Below are 18,538 nucleotides of genomic sequence, written 5' to 3' on the forward strand. Positions count from 1 at the left end.
AGCTAAGCGGCCTCGTTACGGTAGTTGTTAACCATGCGGTAGCGCGTCGCATACCAGCCGAAGGCCAGCGCGGCGATGAAGGCGAACGCGGCAAAGAAGTACATCTGGAAGGCCATTACGCCGAGGCCGGTGCTGGCGATGTGGCCCAGCACGGTCTCGTTGCGCACGCTGGCGTTCACGATCAGCACCCACAGGCTGCCGACCGTCACCGCCAGCGACCAGAAGGCCATGATCGCGCCCTTCATCGAGCGCGGCGCCTGGCTGTAGGCGAATTCGAGGCCGGTGGCCGAGACCAGCACCTCGCCCATGGTCAGCAGCGCGTAGGGCAGGATCTGCCAGGCCATCGAGACCGCCGTGCCCCCATCCATCACCACCTGGATGGTGCCGATCGCGACCCACGACAGCGCGGATAGTGCGATGCCGGCGGTCATGCGGCGCAGCGCGGTCGGCTCCCAGCCGAGGCGGCGCAATGCGGGGAACACGACGAGGTTGTTGACCGGGATGAGCAGCATCACCAGCAGCGGATTCAGGGCCTGCATCTGGGCCGGCTCGAAGCGGAACTCGCTGCCGAACAGATGCAGCGTCGGGCGCAGCATGCTGTTGGCCTGCACGATCCAGGTCGAGGCCTTCTGGTCGAACAGCGACCAGAAAGGCGTGACCAGCGCGAATACGATCAGTACGCGCAGCACGCCGCGCACGCCGTCGACCGCCTCGTCGGGGTGGATGCCGCGCGCGCGTTCCAGCTGCATGGCGACGCCGATGCCGCCGAAGGCGAGCAGCACCACCAGGGCCGTGCAGGCGGCGATCACGAAGCCCCAGGATGGGCTCATCGCCAGCGAAGCCACGGCACCCGCCGCGCCGATGCAGGCGACCGCCAGGCCGGGACGGCCGGCGCCCGGCTTCCTGGCCAGCAGGGCGGTGCGCGCCACGCGGGTGAACGAATGCGGATCGGCCGCGCTCGGCGGCACGTGCACATACTTTTTGCGGCCACTCCAGAACACCAGCGTCGCGATCAGCATCAGGATGCCGGGGATGCCGAAGGCCACCGCCGGCCCGTAGTCGCGCAGGAACACCGGCATGAGGAGGGACGCGAAGAAGGAGCCGAAGTTGATGATCCAGTAGAAGGCGTCGAACACCACCTTGGCGCGGTCCTTGTTGGTGTGGTCGAACTGGTCGCCCACGAACGAGGACACCAGCGGCTTGATGCCGCCCGAGCCGAGCGCGATCAGGAACAGGCCGAGATAGAAACCTTTGACGTTGTCCTCGAACGCGGCCAGGCAGGCGTGGCCGGCGCAGTACACGAGGCTGAGCCAGAACACGGTGTTGTACTTGCCGAAGAAGCGGTCGGCCAGCCAGCCGCCCAGCAGCGGGAAGAAGTAGACGCCGATGACGAAGGTGTGGAACACGTCCTTGGCCTCGCCGGCGCGCTGGGCTTCGGGCAGGAACAGCAGCAGCGACGAGATCAGGAAGGGCGTCAGGATGTTGCGCATGCCATAGAAGCTGAAGCGCTCGCAGCCTTCGTTGGCGATGATGTAGGGGATCTGGCGCGGCATGCGGCCGGTCCCGGCGGGGGCTGCTACCGATGGCGGCGTTTGGGTCATCGGGGTCTCCTGGCGTGTATCGTGCCGCGATCCTATGCAACCCTGCTCATCTTGGCAACAAGAACTTGTTCGGTAAGCTCATCCACGTGACATTGAATATGTAGTTTGACTACTGCTGTGCTTGATATTGTTCGGCTATATGCACGCTAATGCAATGATTTTTAAGGATATTTATCAAAGTATCCCGGATTGGCGCCGATTGTCATCGCAAGGCCTATCCTGTATATTGCGTAAAAATTACCAAACTCTACACAGCCATGACCCCTTCATCGAACGACAAAGCGCCGTGGTGGCAGGAAGCCATCATCTACCAGGTCTATCCGCGCAGCTACCTCGACACCAACGGTGACGGCGTCGGCGACCTGCCGGGCATCACCGCCAAACTCGATTACATCGCCAGCCTGGGCGTGGACATCGTGTGGCTGTCGCCGTTCTTCAAGTCGCCGATGAAGGATTTCGGCTACGACATCTCGGACTATTGCGACGTCGATCCGCTGTTCGGCACCCTCGACGACTTCGACAAGCTGATCGCCAAGGCGCACAGCGTCGGGCTGAAGATCATGATCGACCAGGTAATGTCGCATACCGCCGACGCCCACCCGTGGTTCGTCGAGAGCCGCGCCAACCGCGACAACCCGAAGTCGGACTGGTACGTGTGGTCCGATCCGCTCCCGGACGGCAATCCGCCCAACAACTGGCTGTCGGTGTTCGGCGGTTCGGCGTGGCAGTGGGACACGCGCCGCAAGCAGTACTACATGCACAACTTCCTGGTCAGCCAGCCGCAGCTGAACTTCCACAATCCCGATGTGCAGCAGGCGCACCTGGATGCGCTGCGTTTCTGGCTCGAGCGTGGCGTCGACGGCGTGCGCATGGATGCCTGCGTGTTCCACTTCCACGACCGCCAGCTGCGCAGCAACCCGCCGGCGCTGGTGCGCGACACCTCGACCGTCACCGACGTCAACCCGTACGGCATGCAGGCGCACATCCACGACAAGACCCAGCCGGAGAACATCGCCTTCCTGCAGAAGGTGCGCGCGCTGCTGGACGAATTCGGCGCGGTGTCGATCGGCGAAGTCAGCTCGGACGATGCGCTGGCGCAGATGGCCGAGTACACCTCGGGCGACGACAAGCTGCACATGGCCTACAGCTTCAACCTGCTGACGCCGGAATTCTCCAGCGCCCACATCCGCCGCCAGGTGGAAGAGTTCAACGAGCGCGTCAAGGATGGCTGGGGTTCGTGGTCTGTCGGTAACCACGATGCGATCCGCGTGGCCACGCGCTGGGCGAACGGTGAACCGACGCCGGCCTTGCGCACTTCCTTGTCGAAGCTGGTGCTGGCACTGCAGCTGTCCCTGAAAGGCACCCCTTGCCTGTACCAGGGCGACGAACTGGCGCTGACCGAAGCGGACGTGCCGTTCGAACTGCTGCAGGACCCGTACGGCATCACCTTCTGGCCCGAGTTCAAGGGGCGCGACGGCTGCCGCACGCCGATGCCGTGGACGTCCGAGGCGCCCAACGCCGGCTTCACCAGCGGCAAGCCGTGGCTGCCGGTGCCGGCCGAGCACCTGGCGCTGGCCGAGTCGGTGCAGGACCAGGACCCGCAATCGATGCTGAACTTCCAGCGCGCCATCATCCATTGGCGCCGCACCATGCCGCAGCTGCTGCGCGGCGAGATCGCCTTCTACGACGTGCCGGAGCAGGCGCTGGCCCTGCGGCGCGACCTCGAAGGTCACGCGCCGCTAGTCGCCGTGTTCAACGTGACCGACCAGCCGCTGTCGTTCGACTGGCCGCAAGCCGCCGGCGCGGCGCCACTCGAGGGCCATGGCCTGCCGGGCGAGGTCGCCGATGGCAAGGTCACGCTGCCGGCCTACGGCGGCTGGTTCGGCACCCTGAAGGCGTAAGGCCATGCAGGAACAGCCCGACGCCCGTACCGCCTTCGCCGACGGCCCGCGCCTGCTGGCCGACATCGGTGCGACCCACGCCCGCTTCGCGCTGCAGACCGCGCCCGGCACCTACCGCGGCGTAGCCGTGCTGAAGTGCGACGACTTCGCCGGCATCGTCCCGCTGCTGCGTTTCTACCTGCAGGAGCACGCCGACACGCGCCTGCACCATGCGGCGCTGGCGCTGGCCAACCCGGTCAGCGGCGACTACGTGCGCATGACCAACCGGCCCTGGGAATTCTCGACCGACGCCGTGCGGCGCGAACTGGGCCTCACCACGCTCCTGATCGTGAATGACTTCACGGCGCTGGCGATGGCGATCCCTGGCCTGAAGGCCGACGACCTGATGCAGGTCGGATCGGGCAAGCCGGCACCCAACGCGGTGATCGGCGTGCTCGGGCCGGGCACCGGCCTGGGCGTGTCCGGCGTGATCCCGACCCTGGACGGCTTCGTCACGCTGGGCAGCGAGGGCGGCCACGTCAACTTCGCACCCGCCGACGAGCGCGAGTTCGCGGTGCTGCAGCTGGCCTGGCGCGAGTGGAAGCACGTCTCGAACGAGCGCCTGATCTCCGGCCCCGGCATGGAAATCGTGTACCGCGCGCTGGCCCATCGCAACGGCGTGAATGCGCGCACGCGCGACTCGGCGGCGATCATCACCGGCGCGCTGGAAGAAAAGGATGCGCTCTGCATCGAGACGCTGGAATGCTTCTGCGGCATGCTGGGCAGCGCCGCGGCCAACCTGGCGGTGACGCTGGGCGCCTTTGGTGGCATCTTCATCGGCGGCGGCATCGTGCCGCGCCTGAAGGAGTGGTTCAAGACTTCGCCGTTCCGCACGCGCTTCGAATCGAAGGGCCGCTTCACGGACTACATCGCCGACATCCCGACCTTCGTCATCAGCACGCCCCACGTCGCCTTCGACGGCGTGGCGACCATCCTGTCCGAACACCTGCGCGGCCGCAGCGGCGCGAATACGCTGATGGACCGCATCCAGCAGCTGCAGCACGAACTGACGCCGGCCGAGCAGCGCGTCGCCACGCTGGTGCTGGAGCAGCCGCGCCTGGTGCTGAACGAGCCGATCGCCGAAATCGCCAGGCTGGCCGATGTCAGCCAGCCGACCGTGATCCGCTTCTGCCGCTCGCTCGGCTTCCTGGGCCTGGCCGATTTCAAGCTGAAGTTCGCCAGCTCGCTCACTGGCTCGATCCCGGTGCGCCACAGCCAGGTACGGATCAGCGACAGCACCCACGACCTGTCGGCAAAGGTCATCGACAACACCGTGTCGGCGATTCTGAAATTCCGCGACCAGCTCGACGTGCACGCGATCGACCGCGCGATCGAACTGGTCAGCCGCGCGCGCCGCATCGAGTTCTACGCGCTGGGCAATTCGCGCGTGGTGGCGCTGGACGGCCAGCATAAATTCTTCCGCTTCCGCATCCCGAGCGCGCTGTACGGCGACTCGCACCTGTTCACGCTGGCCGCCGGCCTGCTGGGGCCAGGCGACGTGGTAGTGGCGATCTCGAATTCGGGCGGATTGCCGGAACTGCTGGCCGCGGTCGACGCCGCCCGCGCCGCCGGCGCCGACGTGATCGCCATCACCAGCAGCCAGTCGCCGCTGGCGCGCCGCGCCACGGTCTGCCTGGCGGTGGACCACGCCGAGGACAGCACCCATTTCCTGTCGATGATTTCGCGTATCCTGCAACTGCTGCTGATCGACATCATGGCGGTGGGCGTGTCGGTCGACGTACACCATGCGCGCGCCGGGGCGGATGGCGGGCAGGAAGGCGAACTGGAAGGGCGGGCGCTGATTTCGCACCTGGACAGTTAGCACGATAGTTTGTGCAGCAGGGAGGGTGCTGCCGGCCGGGGGAGGAGTGGTACCGTTGCGCACGCATGAGGCGATGGCGTGGACGGCGGTACGCGCGGCCGGCAGCACTTCCCAAGATAGGCGTCACTCGGCGCAGTGGCTTGCGGCCGATCAAGCAATCATCTTGGTTCGTTCAGTAAGCGCTCAGCATTCGTGACGTATTTGTCAAAAAACTGCTCGAGGGTTTCCGCTACGAGGGGGGGCGGCTTTCCATCAAAGTAGTCGACATAGACTGCGCTGGTATCCATATCGTTGGGCTTGACTCGATAAACCCAGGCGTCCAACAAATAGTCAGAAAACAGCACGCCGAATTCGTTGGCTTCGGATTTTCGCTTGTCCACCACGGCAAGCGGCCACAGGCACCACAGTTGATTGTCGGGAATTTCCATGCCGCCGATGGTGTGGTACAGATCGACGAGATCTTTGGATGGTTCGATCCCGGCTTCCAGGGAAGTGGCACGTATGACCGCTTCGCTATATGGCGGGAATGCTTCGATGCCTTTCGCCTCCCATCTCTTCACGAGTACATCGAGAGATTTCATGCGCTGCCTTGGCTTTTAGGCACAGTCAATGCGACTTCAGCTCGATATTCCGAATATTGCGCCGCCACTCCGACAGCGACTGCACCGCATCCGTTTCCGCATCCTCGACCAGGATATCGTCACCCTGCTGCGCCACCAGGAAGCTGGCACGGCGGTGGATGTTCTGCTTGCGGTTTTCCACGAAGCTGAGCTGGTAATACGGCTTGCCGCCGATCAGGCGCGGGGCCGGATCGTCCTCGATCACCGCGCCGTGGGCGGCGCCGCGCGACCCTTTTTCGATTTGTTCCGACCAGGTCTTGATTTCGGGCAGGGCCAGCACGGAGGCGATCGCATGGTCGCGCGTGCGCACGGGCTGGGCCGGAGGCTGGGAAGCCGCCGGTCTGGCCGGGGCGGGCGGTTTTTCGCGCTGGCATCCTGCCAATGCCAGGCTGAGCATCAACGCCGCCGACACCGACAGCAAGGAATTAAAAGTCGACAATGTGCCTGGTTTGAACATGTGAGCCTTGGGGTGGGTTTGCCGCATACTAAACCAGCAGTAAATGAGTGGCAACAAGACGACGGATAGTCACCGGCTGCGGCTCGATGCCAATATTGACAATGAATGCTGCGGTGAGCAGGTAGTCAGCGCATGCAAGCTCGGTTGCGTCCGTTACACGGCTATCTTTTCCTTCAGCGCGCCATGTCGCCGATGTTGTGGAAGCACACACATCGGTTATCTCGTATTGATTTGGGGCAATATTTTCGCTAGTATGCGAACATATCCAGCCGTTCAAAATCTCTCCGAAACCACGCTGGTGCTTCGCGTGCCGGCCTCCCATCATCATGAAATTTCTCTCCGACCTGCGAATCGGCCAGCGCCTGGCCCTTGGCTTCGCCATCGTGCTGGCCCTGTCGATCTTCACCACCATCCTCAGCCTTGTCCAGCTGAACGCACTGGCCGACGCGGCCCAGGCCATGCTGGACGAACCGATCAAGAAAGAGCGTCTCGCCAGCGACTGGAGCAAGAACACCAACGTGTCGGTGACCCGCACCTCGGCGATCATCAAGAGCAGCGATACCTCGCTGGTGCAATTCTTCGCCAAGGGCACCGAGGAAACCAACCACACCACGAGCGCGTACGTGAAGCAGCTCGAACCGATGCTGACGAGCGAGGCGGAAAAAACTGCCTATGCCAAGGCGATGAGCGTGCGCACCACTTACCAGGACAGCCGCAACCGCGCACTCAAGCTGAAGGAAGCCGGCCAGCTGGAAGCGTCGAACGAGGTGCTGGAAAAGGTGTATCTGCCGGCCGCCGAGGTGTACCAGCAATCGATCGGCGCGCTGCTGACCCTGCAGCGCACGCGCCTGGACCAGCTGCACCAGCGCATCGAAGACATCCGCCACAAGGCGCGCAACATGGTCGTCCTGCTGGGCTGCCTGGCGATCGCCCTCAGCATCGCCTGCGCCATCTGGCTGACCCGCAGCATCGTGCGCCCGGTCGCCAGGGCGGTCGAGGTGGCCCGGCGCGTGGCCGATGGCGACCTGAGCGCGGACCCGCAAGTCGAGTCGAAGGATGAAATCGGCCAGCTGCAGGAAGCGCTGAAGCACATGAACGGCCAGCTGCAGCGCATCGTGCGCGAGATCCGCGAGGGTTCGGAAGCGATCACCACCGCATCGTCGGAGATCGCCAGCGGCAATCTCGACCTGTCGGCACGCACCGAGCAGCAAGCCGGCGCGCTGGAAGAAACCGCGTCGTCGATGGAAGAAATGACGTCGACCGTCAGCCAGACCGCCGACAACGCGCGCCAGGCCGCCCAGCTGGCCGCGGTGGCCAGCGACGTGGCGGCACGCGGCGGCGCCGTGGTCGCGCAGGTGGTCGACACGATGCGCTCGATCGACGCCTCGTCGCAAAAGATCGCCGACATCATCGGCGTCATCGACGGCATCGCCTTCCAGACCAATATCCTGGCCCTGAATGCGGCGGTCGAGGCGGCGCGCGCGGGCGAGCAGGGGCGCGGGTTCGCCGTCGTCGCCGGCGAAGTGCGCAGCCTGGCGCACCGCTCGGCCGCGGCCGCGAAGGAAATCAAGGACCTGATCACCGACTCGGTGGACAAGGTCGGCAGCGGCGCGCGCCTGGTCGACCAGGCCGGCACTACGATGGAAGAGATCGTCGGCAGCGTGCAGCGCGTGACCGGCATCATCGGCGAGATCAGCGCCGCGACCGAGGAACAGCGTGCCGGCATCGGCCAGATCAACGACGCCGTCACCCAGATGGATCAGGTCACCCAGCAGAATGCGGCGCTGGTCGAGGAAGCCGCCGCCGCGTCCGCGGCGATGCAGGACCAGGCGCGCCAGCTGGCGCGCGTGGTCGGCGTATTCAGGCTAGCCGACGCTGCGGCCGCGGTGCGCGGCCAGCCGCAGGCGCCGCGCCGCGGACAGGAACCGAGCCTGGCCCTGCCGCATCCCGCCTGATCGCGCTTGCGCGCCTCGCAAGCCCGCCGGCCCCGCCGTGCGGGCTTTTTTTATGCCACCTGCAGCCCGTGCTCGTCGCACCAGCGGCGCAGCGCGGTCTCGGTTTGTTCCTTGCGGAAGCGTTCCCAGTCCTCGATGGCGCCGCGTTCCTCCAGCAGCCGCTCGAAGCCGTCGGCATCGTCGGCGTCGAACAGCTCGCGCACGGTGGCCTGGTCGCCGGCCAGGTGGGCGCTGGCAAAGCGGAACACCAGCTGGTCGCCGATGCCGAGTGTGCCGGCGGGCGGCACCACCACGTAGCGGTCATTGCCCTCGGTATCGGACGGCAGCGGCGCTTCCTCGTCCATGTATTCGTCGTTGAGCAGGTGGATCATGCCGCTTTCGCGCGACACCAGCGCCTTGGCTTCGCCATCGCCGTCTTCGACGATGATGGCGGCGTGTTCGAGTTCATCCAGATTGACTTTTGGCATGAAATGCTCCTGAGCGAGTTGTCGAAGGCCCCCAGTATGCCGGAAATAAGAAAAAAGCCTGCAAGGCGCGAACCTTGCAGGCTTTTTGGTACGGCCGTAGCGCCGGCCCGAGGCCGGCGCTACGGCCGTCCGGCTAGTTTCAGGCGGCTGCATGTTGCGCCGCATAAGGGCTCAGAAAGCTTCCCATTCCGGGGCGGTCTCTACTACGGCCGGTTTGCGACCGGCAGGCTTGGCGCTGGTAGCGGCATGCAGTGCTGACAGGCGCGGTTGCGTCGCCGCAGAGGGCAAGACTGACGTGTGCGGTGCAGGGCGGCCGCGTGCTGCCGCGCCCCCGGCGGCCAGCTTGAATGTGCCGACCAGTTCGGCCAGTCTGGCTGCCTGGTCCTGCATCGCCTGCGATGCCGCGCTCGCTTCCTCGACCAGCGCCGCGTTCTGTTGCGTCACCTGGTCCATCTGCGAGATCGCCTGGTTGACCTGGTCGATGCCGCTGCTCTGTTCGCGGCTTGCGGCCGAAATCTCGGCCATGATATCGGTCACGCCCTTCACGCGGCCCACGATCTCGTCCATCGTGACCCCGGCTTCGCCGACCAGGGCCGAACCGGCGCCGACCTTTTGCACCGAATCGTCGATCAGCAGCTTGATCTCCTTGGCGGCCGAACCGGCGCGATGCGCAAGATTGCGCACTTCACCGGCCACGACCGCGAACCCGCGGCCCTGCTCGCCGGCACGCGCGGCTTCGACGGCCGCATTCAGCGCCAGGATATTGGTCTGGAAAGCGATGCCGTCGATGACGCTGATGATATCGGTGATCTTCTTGGCGGACGTCGTGATGGCGTCCATGGTGCCGACCACCTCGGCAACGATCCGGCCACCCTTCTGCGCCACCTCCGAAGCCGACACGGCCATCGTGTTGGCTTGCTGGGCATTGTCGGCGTTCTGGCGCACCGTCGACGTCAGTTCTTCCATCGAGGATGCGGTTTCTTCGAGCGAGCCCGCCTGCTGTTCGGTACGGGCCGACAGGTCCAGGTTGCCGGTCGTGACCTGGGCGGCGGCGGTGGCGATCGTATCGGTGCCGGCGCGCACTTCGGCAACGATGGCGGCCAGTTTGTCGCGCATGTCGCGCATGGCCAGCATCAGGCTCGTGCGGTCGTTCGGCTTGACGCGCACGTCCACCGTCAGGTCGCCGGCTGCGATGCGTGCCGCGACTGCGGCCGCTTCGGTGGGTTCGCCGCCCAGTTGCCTGAGCAGGGAGCGCGTGACCAGCAGCGCCGAGCCGGCACCGACGGCGACCGCGATCACGGCCAGCAGCAGCATGGTGGTGACGGCGCTGTGATAGGCCTCCCTGGATTCACGTGCGGCGTCATTGTTCAGTTTCTCTTCCCAGCGCGCCAGCTTGTTGATGGTGTCGAGCCAGGCAGCCTGCAGCGGCCCAACCTTGTTCATGAGAAGCGGGGTGGCCTCGTCGGCATTGTTCGCCAGGCCCAGCTTTTCAGCTTGCGCCATCAGGGGCAGGGCGGCACGCTCCTGTTCCTGCAACTGGCGGAAAAAGGCTTTTTCTTCCGGCGTGGTGACCGGGTCCTCGAACGTCTTGCCCAGCTGGGCCATTGAATCCTTGTAGACGGCTTCGAGGTCGCGGATGCGCTGGGCTTCCGGCCGCATCGCATCCATGTCGGTCAGCAAAGCCAGGTTGCGCAGGGCGATCATGCGGTCGCTGATGCTGTCCTGCATCTTCCCGATCAGGGTGATCTGGACATTGTTGACATCGGTGATATTCGACGTACGCTCCTGCATCTGCTGCATCTTGAGCAGACCGGTACCGACAATGCCGCCAAGCAGGCAGAACACCAATCCATAGCCAAGGGCGAGCCGGGTACCGACTCTCATATTCTTGAAGTTCATGGGTAATTAAGAAAAGAGTAATGCGCACCGAAAGCGGTGCCTGAAGAGCGAAGACCTGGCGCCACGCCTGGGCGCCACCTGGCCGGCGTCTTTACGGGGCCATGTGGCGAGTATAAAGCAGACTTGCTGTGGGGAAATTGAATAGTGGGTGCACTGTTGCGCAAATGTTGCACGGCGGGAGGGGGAGGTGTCGTACCTGCTACAACGCCATGGCGCACCGGCCAAAAAGAAAGCCCGCGGAGCGAACTCCGCAGGCTTTACTTTACGACTCGGTTGGCTTGCGCCGTCCGGCTATTACATCATGCCGTCCATGCCACCCATGCCACCCATACCGCCCATGCCGCCCATACCGCCGGCCGGCTTGTCTTCGGCGATCTCGGAGACCATCGCGTCGGTGGTCAGCATCAGGCCGGCGATCGACGCTGCGTTCTGCAGTGCCGAGCGGGTGACCTTGGCCGGGTCCAGCACGCCCATTTCGACCATGTCGCCGTAGGTGCCGTTGGAAGCGTTGTAGCCATGGTTGCCGGTACCGGCCAGCACGGCCGACACGACCACCGACGGCTCTTCACCGGCGTTCTGGACGATCATGCGCAGCGGCTCTTCCATCGCGCGCAGCACGATCTTGATGCCGGCTTCCTGGTCCGGGTTGTCGCCCTGGACGTTGATGGCAGCACGGGCACGCAGCAGGGCCACGCCGCCGCCAGGCACGATGCCTTCTTCGACGGCAGCACGGGTGGCGTGCAGCGCGTCTTCCACGCGGGCTTTCTTTTCTTTCATTTCGACTTCGGTGGCAGCACCGACGCGGATCACGGCAACGCCGCCGGCCAGCTTGGCCACGCGTTCCTGCAGTTTTTCGCGGTCGTAGTCCGAGGTCGCTTCTTCGATCTGGATACGGATCTGCTTGACGCGGCCTTCGATGCCTTCAGCCTGGCCAGCACCGTCGATGATGATGGTGTTTTCCTTGCCGACTTCGATGCGCTTGGCTTGGCCCAGCTCGTTCAGGGTGACTTTTTCCAGGGTCAGGCCGACTTCTTCGGCGATGACCTGGCCACCGGTCAGGATGGCGATGTCTTCCAGCATGGCCTTGCGGCGGTCGCCGAAGCCCGGGGCCTTGACGGCGACGGTCTTCAGGATGCCACGGATGTTGTTGACCACCAGGGTCGCCAGGGCTTCGCCGTCGATGTCTTCGGCGACGATCACCAGCGGACGGCCGGCTTTCGCGACTTGCTCCAGCACCGGCAGCAGGTCACGGATGTTCGAGATCTTCTTGTCGCACAGCAGGACGAACGGGTTCTCGTGAACGGCAACCTGCTTGTCCGGGTTGTTGATGAAGTACGGCGACAGGTAGCCGCGGTCGAATTGCATACCTTCGACGATGTCCAGCTCGTCGTTCAGCGACTTGCCGTCTTCGACGGTGATGACGCCTTCCTTGCCGACTTTTTCCATCGCTTCGGCGATGCGCTCCCCAACGGACGAATCCGAGTTGGCCGAGATGGTGCCGACCTGGGCGATCTCTTTCGAGGTGGTGGTCGGCTTGGCGATTTTCTTCAGTTCTTCGACGGTCGCCGCGACGGCCTTGTCGATGCCGCGCTTCAGGTCCATCGGGTTCATGCCGGCGGCAACGAACTTCATGCCTTCGCGCACGATGGCTTGTGCCAGCACGGTCGCGGTGGTGGTGCCGTCGCCGGCGTTGTCGCTGGTCTTCGAAGCGACTTCCTTGACCATCTGCGCGCCCATGTTCATGAGCTTGTCTTTCAGTTCGATCTCTTTCGCGACCGAGACACCGTCCTTGGTGACGGTCGGGGCGCCGAACGAGCGCTCGAGAACGACGTTGCGGCCTTTCGGGCCCAGGGTGACTTTGACTGCGTTGGCGAGAATGTTCACGCCTTCGACCATCTTGGCGCGTGCTACGTCGCCGAACACTACATCTTTAGCTGCCATTTGTTATTTCTCCGTTCGTAGGATGGACTGGATTACTGGGCCACGACGGCCATGATGTCTTCTTCGCGCATGACCAGCAGCTCTTCGCCATTGACCTTGACGGCCTGGCCCGAGTACTTGCCGAACAGGACGCGGTCGCCGACTTTCACTTCCAGCGGACGGACGTTGCCGTTTTCTTGCACCTTACCGTTGCCCACGGCGAGGACCTCACCCTGGTCCGGCTTTTCGGCTGCGGCATCAGGGATGATCAGGCCGGACGCAGTTTTCGTTTCCTGGTCGAGACGCTTCACGATCACGCGATCGTGCAAGGGGCGAAGGTTCATGCATTACTCCTTAGTTGGTAACTTAATTGGAAAATAAGTATAGTTCTTACGGAAGACCCCGGTTCAGACCAGGGCCGGTGTAAAGAGGTGTTAGCACTCTACACTAACGAGTGCTAATTATAGGGACGATAATTTGCCTTTTCAAGCAGCTATGTTGGCGTTTTAACTGTCTTTTTTGAGAAGGCGCAAGGGAAGATCGGCGCTGTGGCAATGTACCTTTCCACATTTTGGAGCGCAAACCGAAGCTGAGCAGCCGGCTGTGCAGTGGTGTTCGGTAAATGCATAAGCACGGAAGCCTATCATTCTTCGCCTGCGCAGGTGCGCACGCCAGCGAACCCTGTTGACGAAAAAATCGAGTCGGACCTATAGTTATGAATGATTTCCGAATTCCAAGACCTATCCGACAAGATCGACCGGCTCGCGCAGCTGGCGCAGTCGCTGCGCAGCGAGAATTACCTGCTGCGCCAGGCGAATGCGCTGCTGAGCGCCGAGAACGTCGACTTCAAGCACCGGCTGATCGCCGCCCAGCAACGCGTCGAGGCGATGCTGGCCCAGCTCGAGCCGCCGGCGCCCGCCGAACAAGATCCCACCCCTGATGACAGCGAGGCCGCACGATGATCAACCTGGACGTACTGATCATGGGCCAGCCCTACCGCCTGGCCTGCCGCGACGGCGAGCAGAAGACGCTGCGCGAAGCGGTGGCCTACCTGGACGCCAAGATGTGCGCGCTGCGCGATTCGGGGAAGGTCAGGGGCACCGACCGCATCGCGGTAATGGCGGCGCTGTCGGTCGCGGCCGAGTTCCTGTCGGTGAAATCGCCGCAGGGACCGCTGTCGGACATGACCATGATGGAAGTCAAGCAGAAACTGGAATCGATGCACGCGGTGTTGGATAGCGTGCTGGCCCCGCAGGAAAATTTACTCTGAGCCGGATTTCGTTTGACAAGCCGGTGCATCGTAGTAAACTGGCGCCTACCCTGCGGTGTTCGAGATTTGCCATATATTCCTTGAACCATTCAATCGCATAGGTTGCGGAACATTCTCGGTGGGCGTGATCGTCACTTGTTTGACGAACCCGAAATTGAGCTGACTGTGACCACCTTGAGCCGTCAGGTTCGGGATGCCGGCAATAACGGCACAGGCGGGGCTATAATCCGGAGCGGTTGCGACACCCAGGTGCGCAGCCGCTTTTTTATTTGTGCTGGAGTCTGTACGCATGCCTTACTGGCTGATGAAATCCGAACCCGACGAAGTGAGCTTCGACGACGTGCTGGCCGCCCCCGGCCAGACCGTCGCCTGGTTCGGCGTACGCAACTACCAGGCCCGCAATTTCATGCGCGACGGGATGCGGGTCGGCGACGGCATCCTGTTCTACCACTCCAGCTGCGCCGTGCCCGGGGTGGTCGGCATTGCGGTGGTGGCCAGCACACCGTACCCGGACGCCTCCCAGTTCGACGCCGCCAGCCCCTACCACGACCCCAAGGCCACGCCGGAAAACCCGCGCTGGATCTCGGTCGACGTCAAGGCGGTGGCGCAGGGGCGCTACCTGCCGCTGACCGAATTGCGCGGCGTGCCCGAACTCGAGGACATGGTGCTGCTGCAGAAGGGCAGCCGGTTGTCGGTGTCGCCGGTCACGGCGGGGCAATGGAAGCGCATCCTGGCGCTGGCCGGTGTGGCGGAGGCCGCCATCGGCCTGGCTGCCTGAGCCGCTGATCGATGGGTGCCGGCTTCCTCGGACTCGACCCCGGCCTGATCCTCATCCTGCTGGCGATGGGCTGCTTCGGCGGCTTTTCGGCTGGCCTGCTCGGCATCGGCGGCGGCATGGTGCTGGTGCCCTTCATGACCATGATCTTCACGGCGCGCGGCTTCGCCCCGCACCTGGTCGTGCACATGGCGATCGCCACCTCGCTGGCCACCATCCTGTTCACGTCGATGTCGTCGATGCGCGCCCACCACCGCCACGGCGCCGTGCTGTGGCGGGTGGCGCGGCTGCTGGCGCCGGGCATCGTGATCGGTTCCCTCATCGGTCCCTGGATCGGCAAGCAGATGAACACCGCCATGCTGTCGCTGTTCTTCGCCGCCTTCGTCGCCTTTTCGGCGACCCAGATACTGCTCAACAAGCGCCCCGGCGGCGGGCGCGACCTGCCCGGCACCCCCGGCATGCTGGCGGCCGGCGGGGTGGTCGGGCTGCTGTCCGGCTTCCTCGGCGCCGGCGGCGGCTTCGTCTCGATCCCGTTCATGACCTGGTGCCGCATCCCGATCCACAACGCGGTGGCGACCAGCGCCGCGCTCGGGTTCCCGATCGCGCTGGCGGGCACCGCGGCGAACATCTATTACGGCTGGGGCGAGCCCGACCTGCCGCCCGGCGCGCTCGGCTTCATCTGGCTGCCGGGGCTGGCCTTGATCGTCGTGGCCAGCATGACGGTGGCGCCGCTGGGTGCCAAGCTGGCGCACCGGCTGCCGGTGGTCAAGCTCAAGCGCATCTTCGCCGGCATTTTTTACCTGCTGGCGGCCTACATGCTGTGGAAAGCCGTGTCTGGATCATTTAACTAAGGATACCGCCGCATGCCGCCCCCATCGAACCGCTTCGAGCAGACCGGCAGCCATGCGGTGCCGGCGCTGCGCGCCACCATCGAACAATACCGCGATCCGCACTCGGGCGCGCGCCATATCCACATGGCCACCGACGCCCGGGAAAGCGCTTTCCTGGTGGGTTTTCCGAGCTTGCCCGACGCCGGCGACGGCCGCGCCCACATCCTCGAACACCTGGCCTTGAGCGGGTCGCAGCGCTTTCCGGTGCGCGCGCCGTTCTTTTCGATGCTGCGGCGCTCGCTCGCGACCCACATGAACGCCCGTACCGAGGCCGACCGCACCGCCTACCTGTTCGCCAGTACCGATGAGCGCGACTTCTTCAACCTGCTCGAGGTCTACCTGGACGCCTGCTTCCAGCCGACGCTGGACTACCTGGACTTCCTGCAGGAAGGCTGGCGCCACGTGTTCAAGGACGGCACGCTGGCCTTGCAGGGCGTGGTGCTCAACGAGATGAAGGGTGCCATGGCCGACCCGATGCATGCGCTGCGGCGCGGCATCCTCGCGCCGCTGCTGGCCGGCACCACCTACGCGGTCGATCCGGGCGGCGATCCGCTGGCGATACCTGGCCTGAGCCACGCCATGCTGCGCGCCTTCCACGCACGCCACTATCATCCCTCGCAGGCGGTGTTCATGAGCGCGGGCCGGATCGCGCCGTCACGGATCCAGGAGCGCATCGCCAGCCAGGTGCCGGTGCCCGCTGGCGGCCCGATGCCGCGCCTGCTGCCGGCACTGGCGGCGCCGTGGCGCGCGCCGCGCGCGCAGCAGCTGCGCATTCCCGCGCCGGGGCAGCAGCCGGACGGACACGGCCTGCAACTGGCCTGGCTGCTCGGCGAAAGCGGTGACCCTTTCGGGCGCTGCTGCGCCGACCTGGTGTGGGCCGGCCTGCTCGGTGGCGCGGCGGCGCCGCTGCGCGCGGCCCTGGAGTCGGCGGGGTTCGGGCGGCCGTCGCGCCTGAACGGGCTGGAGACGGACATGCGCCAGATGGTGTTCCACGTCGGCATGGAAGGCTTGCATGCGGCGCAGGTCGGCGACGCCTCCGGCCTGATCCTGTCCACGCTGGAGCGGGTGGCGGACGATGGCGTGCCGCCGGCGCCCCTGCGCGCGGCGCTGCGCGACCTGCGCTACCGCCAGCGCGATACCGACGGCGGCGGCCACACGCCGTTCGCGCTGCGCCGCCTGCTGCAGGCCTTGCCGCTGGCGCTGTACGGCGGCGACGTGCTGGACGGGTTCGACAACGAACGTACACTGGCGGCGCTGGACGCGCGCATCGAGGATCCGCGCTTCTTCAAGGGACTGGTGCGCGCACTGCTCGACAATCCGACCCGCCTGGCGACCCATGTCGTGCCCGACCCCGGCTTTTTCGCGGCGCGCGCCGAGGCCGAGCGGCAGATGCTGGCCACGCGCCAGGCGGCGCTGTCCGGCGCCGAACGCGTCCGCATCGACGCCGACGCCGCGGCGCTGGCCGCACGCCAGGCGCTGGCGGACGACAAGGCACTGCTGCCGCGCATCCGGCCCGCCGACATCGGTGCCGATCCCGGGCCGCCGGCAGCGGCGCCTCACAGCGTCGACGGCAGCGTGGTGGTCGCCGCGGCCACCAACGGCATCGTCCATGCCAGGGTGCTGTACCCCGTCTCGGACTTCGATGCCGACGACTGGCCGTGGCTGGACCTGTACGTGCGGCTGCTGCCTGGCATGGGGATGGGCACCCGCGATTTCGCTGCCGCCGCGGCCTGGCGGCGGGCGGCTGCACCGGACTTCCAGGCCGTCGTCGAGACCGCCCTGGCGCCGGACGGCAGGCTGCATCTCGACGTCGCCTTTGCCGCCGCCGGCCTGGATGGCGACGAAGCGGCGCTCGCCGGCCTTCTGGCGGCCAGCGTCGCCGGGACGCGCTTCGACGAGAGCGCGCGCCTGGCCTTCCTGGTCGAGCGCCTGGTGCAGGAGCGCTTCGACGGCCTGGCCGGCGCCGGGCGTCACTACGCGATGCTGGCTGCATGCGCGCCATGCTCGCCGGTGTACCGTTTCCGTCACGCGGTCGATGGCGTGCCGGCGCTGCCGTTTTACCGGATGCTGAGGCAGCTGTGCCGCACCCCGGCGGGCGTGGCGCAGCTGGGCACGCGCCTGGCGGCCCTGCATGCGCGGGTGACGGGCGCGGCGCCGGCGCGCCTGTGCATCGGCGCTGATGCCGCCGCAAGCGCGCTGGCACGCCTGCTGGCGGCGCCGAGCGCTTTCGGTACGGCTGCATCCGGTACCGCTGCCGCCGGCGCCGCACAAAGTGGCGCCTTCATTGCGCAGGCAGCGCCGGCCAACGTCGCCCTGCAGGCCGGCGGCCAGGTCAACCATTGCGCCATCGCCTGGCGCGCCCCCGGCATCGACCATCCGGATGCCGCGCCGCTGGCGCTGGCGGCCGAGCTGCTGGCGGCCCGGCTGCACCGCGCGCTGCGCGAACAGGGCGGGGCCTACGGCGCATTCGCGCACTACGACGGCGACGCGCAGCTGTTCGCCATGGGTTCCGTGCACGACCCGCGCCTGGCCGGCACCTATGCCGATTTCAGTGCGGCGCTGGACGCGCTGCTCGATGCCGACCCCGATCCCGCATCGTTCGAGGAAGCCATCGTCAGCGCGATCAAGGGCATCGACCGGCCGCTGCCGCCGCACCGGGAGGCGCTGCATGCCTGGCGCATGGAGCGGGCCGGCGTCGCGCCGGCGCTGCGCGGGCGCCTGCGCGCCGCCGTGCTGGCCTGCAGCCCGGCGCAGGTGCGTGCCGCGGCCGGCGCCTGGCTGCTGCCGGCGGGGGCCAGCCGCGCCGCCTTTGCCGGCGCCGGCGGGCAGGATCTGGCCGGACTGGAGCCGCTCGATCTGGGCGCCTTATTGGCGTCCTGAGTGGCGTAGCAAGCGGCGTACCAAGCGGCGTAATGACGTGCC

The 18,538-nt window shown here is 65.7% G+C and carries 16 protein-coding genes and 1 other RNA gene; 9 read left to right on the plus strand and 8 right to left on the minus strand.

Going from position 1 to position 18,538, the window contains the following annotated elements; all coding sequences use genetic code 11:
- Positions 1 to 2: 2 nt before the first annotated feature.
- Positions 3 to 1,601 carry a POT-type proton-dependent oligopeptide transporter gene (locus tag U1H99_RS03195; protein WP_323140320.1) on the minus strand — a complete coding sequence of 533 codons (1,599 nt, stop codon included), beginning with the start codon at positions 1,599 to 1,601 and terminating at the stop codon, positions 3 to 5.
- Between the two features lie 257 nt (positions 1,602 to 1,858).
- Here U1H99_RS03195 and U1H99_RS03200 point away from each other — a divergent pair, with 257 nt between their 5' ends.
- Together U1H99_RS03200 and U1H99_RS03205 are read left to right on the plus strand one after the other, a co-directional pair.
- Positions 1,859 to 3,502, plus strand: a complete 1,644-nt coding sequence (locus U1H99_RS03200) for an alpha-amylase family glycosyl hydrolase (RefSeq protein WP_323140321.1) — start codon at positions 1,859 to 1,861, stop codon at positions 3,500 to 3,502.
- A gap of 4 nt (positions 3,503 to 3,506) precedes the next feature.
- On the plus strand, positions 3,507 to 5,363 hold the full coding sequence (locus U1H99_RS03205; protein ID WP_323140322.1) for a glucokinase: 1,857 nt from the start codon (positions 3,507 to 3,509) through the stop codon (positions 5,361 to 5,363).
- A gap of 158 nt (positions 5,364 to 5,521) precedes the next feature.
- Here U1H99_RS03205 and U1H99_RS03210 read toward each other — a convergent pair whose 3' ends face one another.
- The 3 genes from U1H99_RS03210 to U1H99_RS03220 are packed head-to-tail and all read right to left on the minus strand — an operon-like array spanning position 5,522 to position 6,768.
- Positions 5,522 to 5,944 carry a hypothetical protein gene (locus U1H99_RS03210; protein ID WP_323140323.1) on the minus strand — a complete coding sequence of 141 codons (423 nt, stop codon included), beginning with the start codon at positions 5,942 to 5,944 and terminating at the stop codon, positions 5,522 to 5,524.
- Between the two features lie 25 nt (positions 5,945 to 5,969).
- On the minus strand, positions 5,970 to 6,440 hold the full coding sequence (locus tag U1H99_RS03215) for a hypothetical protein (RefSeq protein WP_323140324.1): 471 nt from the start codon (positions 6,438 to 6,440) through the stop codon (positions 5,970 to 5,972).
- 28 nt (positions 6,441 to 6,468) lie between these two features.
- Positions 6,469 to 6,768 carry a hypothetical protein gene (locus U1H99_RS03220; RefSeq protein ID WP_323140325.1) on the minus strand — a complete coding sequence of 100 codons (300 nt, stop codon included), beginning with the start codon at positions 6,766 to 6,768 and terminating at the stop codon, positions 6,469 to 6,471.
- On the opposite strand from U1H99_RS03220, the gene U1H99_RS03225 reads away from it, so the two are divergent.
- Positions 6,767 to 8,395, plus strand: a complete 1,629-nt coding sequence (locus tag U1H99_RS03225; RefSeq protein WP_323140326.1) for a methyl-accepting chemotaxis protein — start codon at positions 6,767 to 6,769, stop codon at positions 8,393 to 8,395. The genes U1H99_RS03220 and U1H99_RS03225 overlap by 2 nt on opposite strands.
- A 50-nt stretch (positions 8,396 to 8,445) precedes the next feature.
- On the opposite strand, the gene U1H99_RS03230 is transcribed toward U1H99_RS03225, so the two are convergent.
- The 4 genes from U1H99_RS03230 to groES form a co-directional block, all read right to left on the minus strand.
- The gene (locus tag U1H99_RS03230) at positions 8,446 to 8,862 is read right to left on the minus strand and encodes a hypothetical protein (protein WP_323140327.1); all 417 of its coding nucleotides are present in this window, start codon (positions 8,860 to 8,862) and stop codon (positions 8,446 to 8,448) included.
- 171 nt (positions 8,863 to 9,033) lie between these two features.
- Positions 9,034 to 10,761 carry a methyl-accepting chemotaxis protein gene (locus U1H99_RS03235; RefSeq protein ID WP_323140328.1) on the minus strand — a complete coding sequence of 576 codons (1,728 nt, stop codon included), beginning with the start codon at positions 10,759 to 10,761 and terminating at the stop codon, positions 9,034 to 9,036.
- Between the two features lie 294 nt (positions 10,762 to 11,055).
- Positions 11,056 to 12,702, minus strand: coding sequence for a chaperonin GroEL (gene groL, locus U1H99_RS03240; protein ID WP_323140329.1), 1,647 nt, complete (start codon positions 12,700 to 12,702; stop codon positions 11,056 to 11,058).
- A gap of 32 nt (positions 12,703 to 12,734) precedes the next feature.
- Positions 12,735 to 13,025, minus strand: coding sequence for a co-chaperone GroES (groES, locus tag U1H99_RS03245; RefSeq protein ID WP_056130611.1), 291 nt, complete (start codon positions 13,023 to 13,025; stop codon positions 12,735 to 12,737).
- 375 nt (positions 13,026 to 13,400) lie between these two features.
- On the opposite strand from groES, the gene U1H99_RS03250 reads away from it, so the two are divergent.
- The 6 genes from U1H99_RS03250 to U1H99_RS03275 all read left to right on the plus strand — a co-directional run bounded on the left by U1H99_RS03250 (position 13,401) and on the right by U1H99_RS03275 (position 18,496).
- Positions 13,401 to 13,643 (plus strand): hypothetical protein, encoded by a 243-nt coding sequence (locus U1H99_RS03250; protein ID WP_323140330.1) that lies wholly within the window; start codon positions 13,401 to 13,403, stop codon positions 13,641 to 13,643.
- The gene (locus U1H99_RS03255) at positions 13,640 to 13,951 is read left to right on the plus strand and encodes a cell division protein ZapA (protein WP_141832240.1); all 312 of its coding nucleotides are present in this window, start codon (positions 13,640 to 13,642) and stop codon (positions 13,949 to 13,951) included. Before U1H99_RS03250 ends, U1H99_RS03255 begins: the two co-directional genes overlap by 4 nt.
- A 44-nt stretch (positions 13,952 to 13,995) precedes the next feature.
- Positions 13,996 to 14,176: non-coding RNA, 6S RNA (gene ssrS, locus U1H99_RS03260), on the plus strand.
- Between the two features lie 64 nt (positions 14,177 to 14,240).
- On the plus strand, positions 14,241 to 14,729 hold the full coding sequence (locus tag U1H99_RS03265; protein WP_323140331.1) for an EVE domain-containing protein: 489 nt from the start codon (positions 14,241 to 14,243) through the stop codon (positions 14,727 to 14,729).
- 11 nt (positions 14,730 to 14,740) lie between these two features.
- Positions 14,741 to 15,577, plus strand: coding sequence for a sulfite exporter TauE/SafE family protein (locus tag U1H99_RS03270; RefSeq protein ID WP_323140332.1), 837 nt, complete (start codon positions 14,741 to 14,743; stop codon positions 15,575 to 15,577).
- A gap of 12 nt (positions 15,578 to 15,589) precedes the next feature.
- Complete coding sequence (locus tag U1H99_RS03275) at positions 15,590 to 18,496, plus strand: insulinase family protein (protein WP_323140333.1); 2,907 nt, start codon at positions 15,590 to 15,592, stop codon at positions 18,494 to 18,496.
- Positions 18,497 to 18,538 lie beyond the last annotated feature (42 nt).

Origin of the sequence: Massilia phyllosphaerae (assembly GCF_034659755.1) — a bacterium.
Taxonomy (GTDB): Bacteria; Pseudomonadota; Gammaproteobacteria; order Burkholderiales; family Burkholderiaceae_D; genus Telluria; species Telluria phyllosphaerae.

What these genes read in the sequence shown, in the direction of transcription:
- U1H99_RS03195 (WP_323140320.1), bottom strand. Translation starts at nt 1,601, where the DNA reads ATGACCCAAACGCCGCCATCGGTAGCAGCCCCCGCCGGGACCGGCCGC.
- U1H99_RS03200 (WP_323140321.1), top strand. Translation starts at nt 1,859, where the DNA reads ATGACCCCTTCATCGAACGACAAAGCGCCGTGGTGGCAGGAAGCCATC.
- U1H99_RS03205 (WP_323140322.1), top strand. Translation starts at nt 3,507, where the DNA reads ATGCAGGAACAGCCCGACGCCCGTACCGCCTTCGCCGACGGCCCGCGC.
- U1H99_RS03210 (WP_323140323.1), bottom strand. Translation starts at nt 5,944, where the DNA reads ATGAAATCTCTCGATGTACTCGTGAAGAGATGGGAGGCGAAAGGCATC.
- U1H99_RS03215 (WP_323140324.1), bottom strand. Translation starts at nt 6,440, where the DNA reads ATGTTCAAACCAGGCACATTGTCGACTTTTAATTCCTTGCTGTCGGTG.
- U1H99_RS03225 (WP_323140326.1), top strand. Translation starts at nt 6,767, where the DNA reads ATGAAATTTCTCTCCGACCTGCGAATCGGCCAGCGCCTGGCCCTTGGC.
- U1H99_RS03220 (WP_323140325.1), bottom strand. Translation starts at nt 6,768, where the DNA reads ATGATGATGGGAGGCCGGCACGCGAAGCACCAGCGTGGTTTCGGAGAG.
- U1H99_RS03230 (WP_323140327.1), bottom strand. Translation starts at nt 8,862, where the DNA reads ATGCCAAAAGTCAATCTGGATGAACTCGAACACGCCGCCATCATCGTC.
- U1H99_RS03235 (WP_323140328.1), bottom strand. Translation starts at nt 10,761, where the DNA reads ATGAACTTCAAGAATATGAGAGTCGGTACCCGGCTCGCCCTTGGCTAT.
- groL (WP_323140329.1), bottom strand. Translation starts at nt 12,702, where the DNA reads ATGGCAGCTAAAGATGTAGTGTTCGGCGACGTAGCACGCGCCAAGATG.
- groES (WP_056130611.1), bottom strand. Translation starts at nt 13,025, where the DNA reads ATGAACCTTCGCCCCTTGCACGATCGCGTGATCGTGAAGCGTCTCGAC.
- U1H99_RS03250 (WP_323140330.1), top strand. Translation starts at nt 13,401, where the DNA reads ATGATTTCCGAATTCCAAGACCTATCCGACAAGATCGACCGGCTCGCG.
- U1H99_RS03255 (WP_141832240.1), top strand. Translation starts at nt 13,640, where the DNA reads ATGATCAACCTGGACGTACTGATCATGGGCCAGCCCTACCGCCTGGCC.
- U1H99_RS03265 (WP_323140331.1), top strand. Translation starts at nt 14,241, where the DNA reads ATGCCTTACTGGCTGATGAAATCCGAACCCGACGAAGTGAGCTTCGAC.
- U1H99_RS03270 (WP_323140332.1), top strand. Translation starts at nt 14,741, where the DNA reads ATGGGTGCCGGCTTCCTCGGACTCGACCCCGGCCTGATCCTCATCCTG.
- U1H99_RS03275 (WP_323140333.1), top strand. Translation starts at nt 15,590, where the DNA reads ATGCCGCCCCCATCGAACCGCTTCGAGCAGACCGGCAGCCATGCGGTG.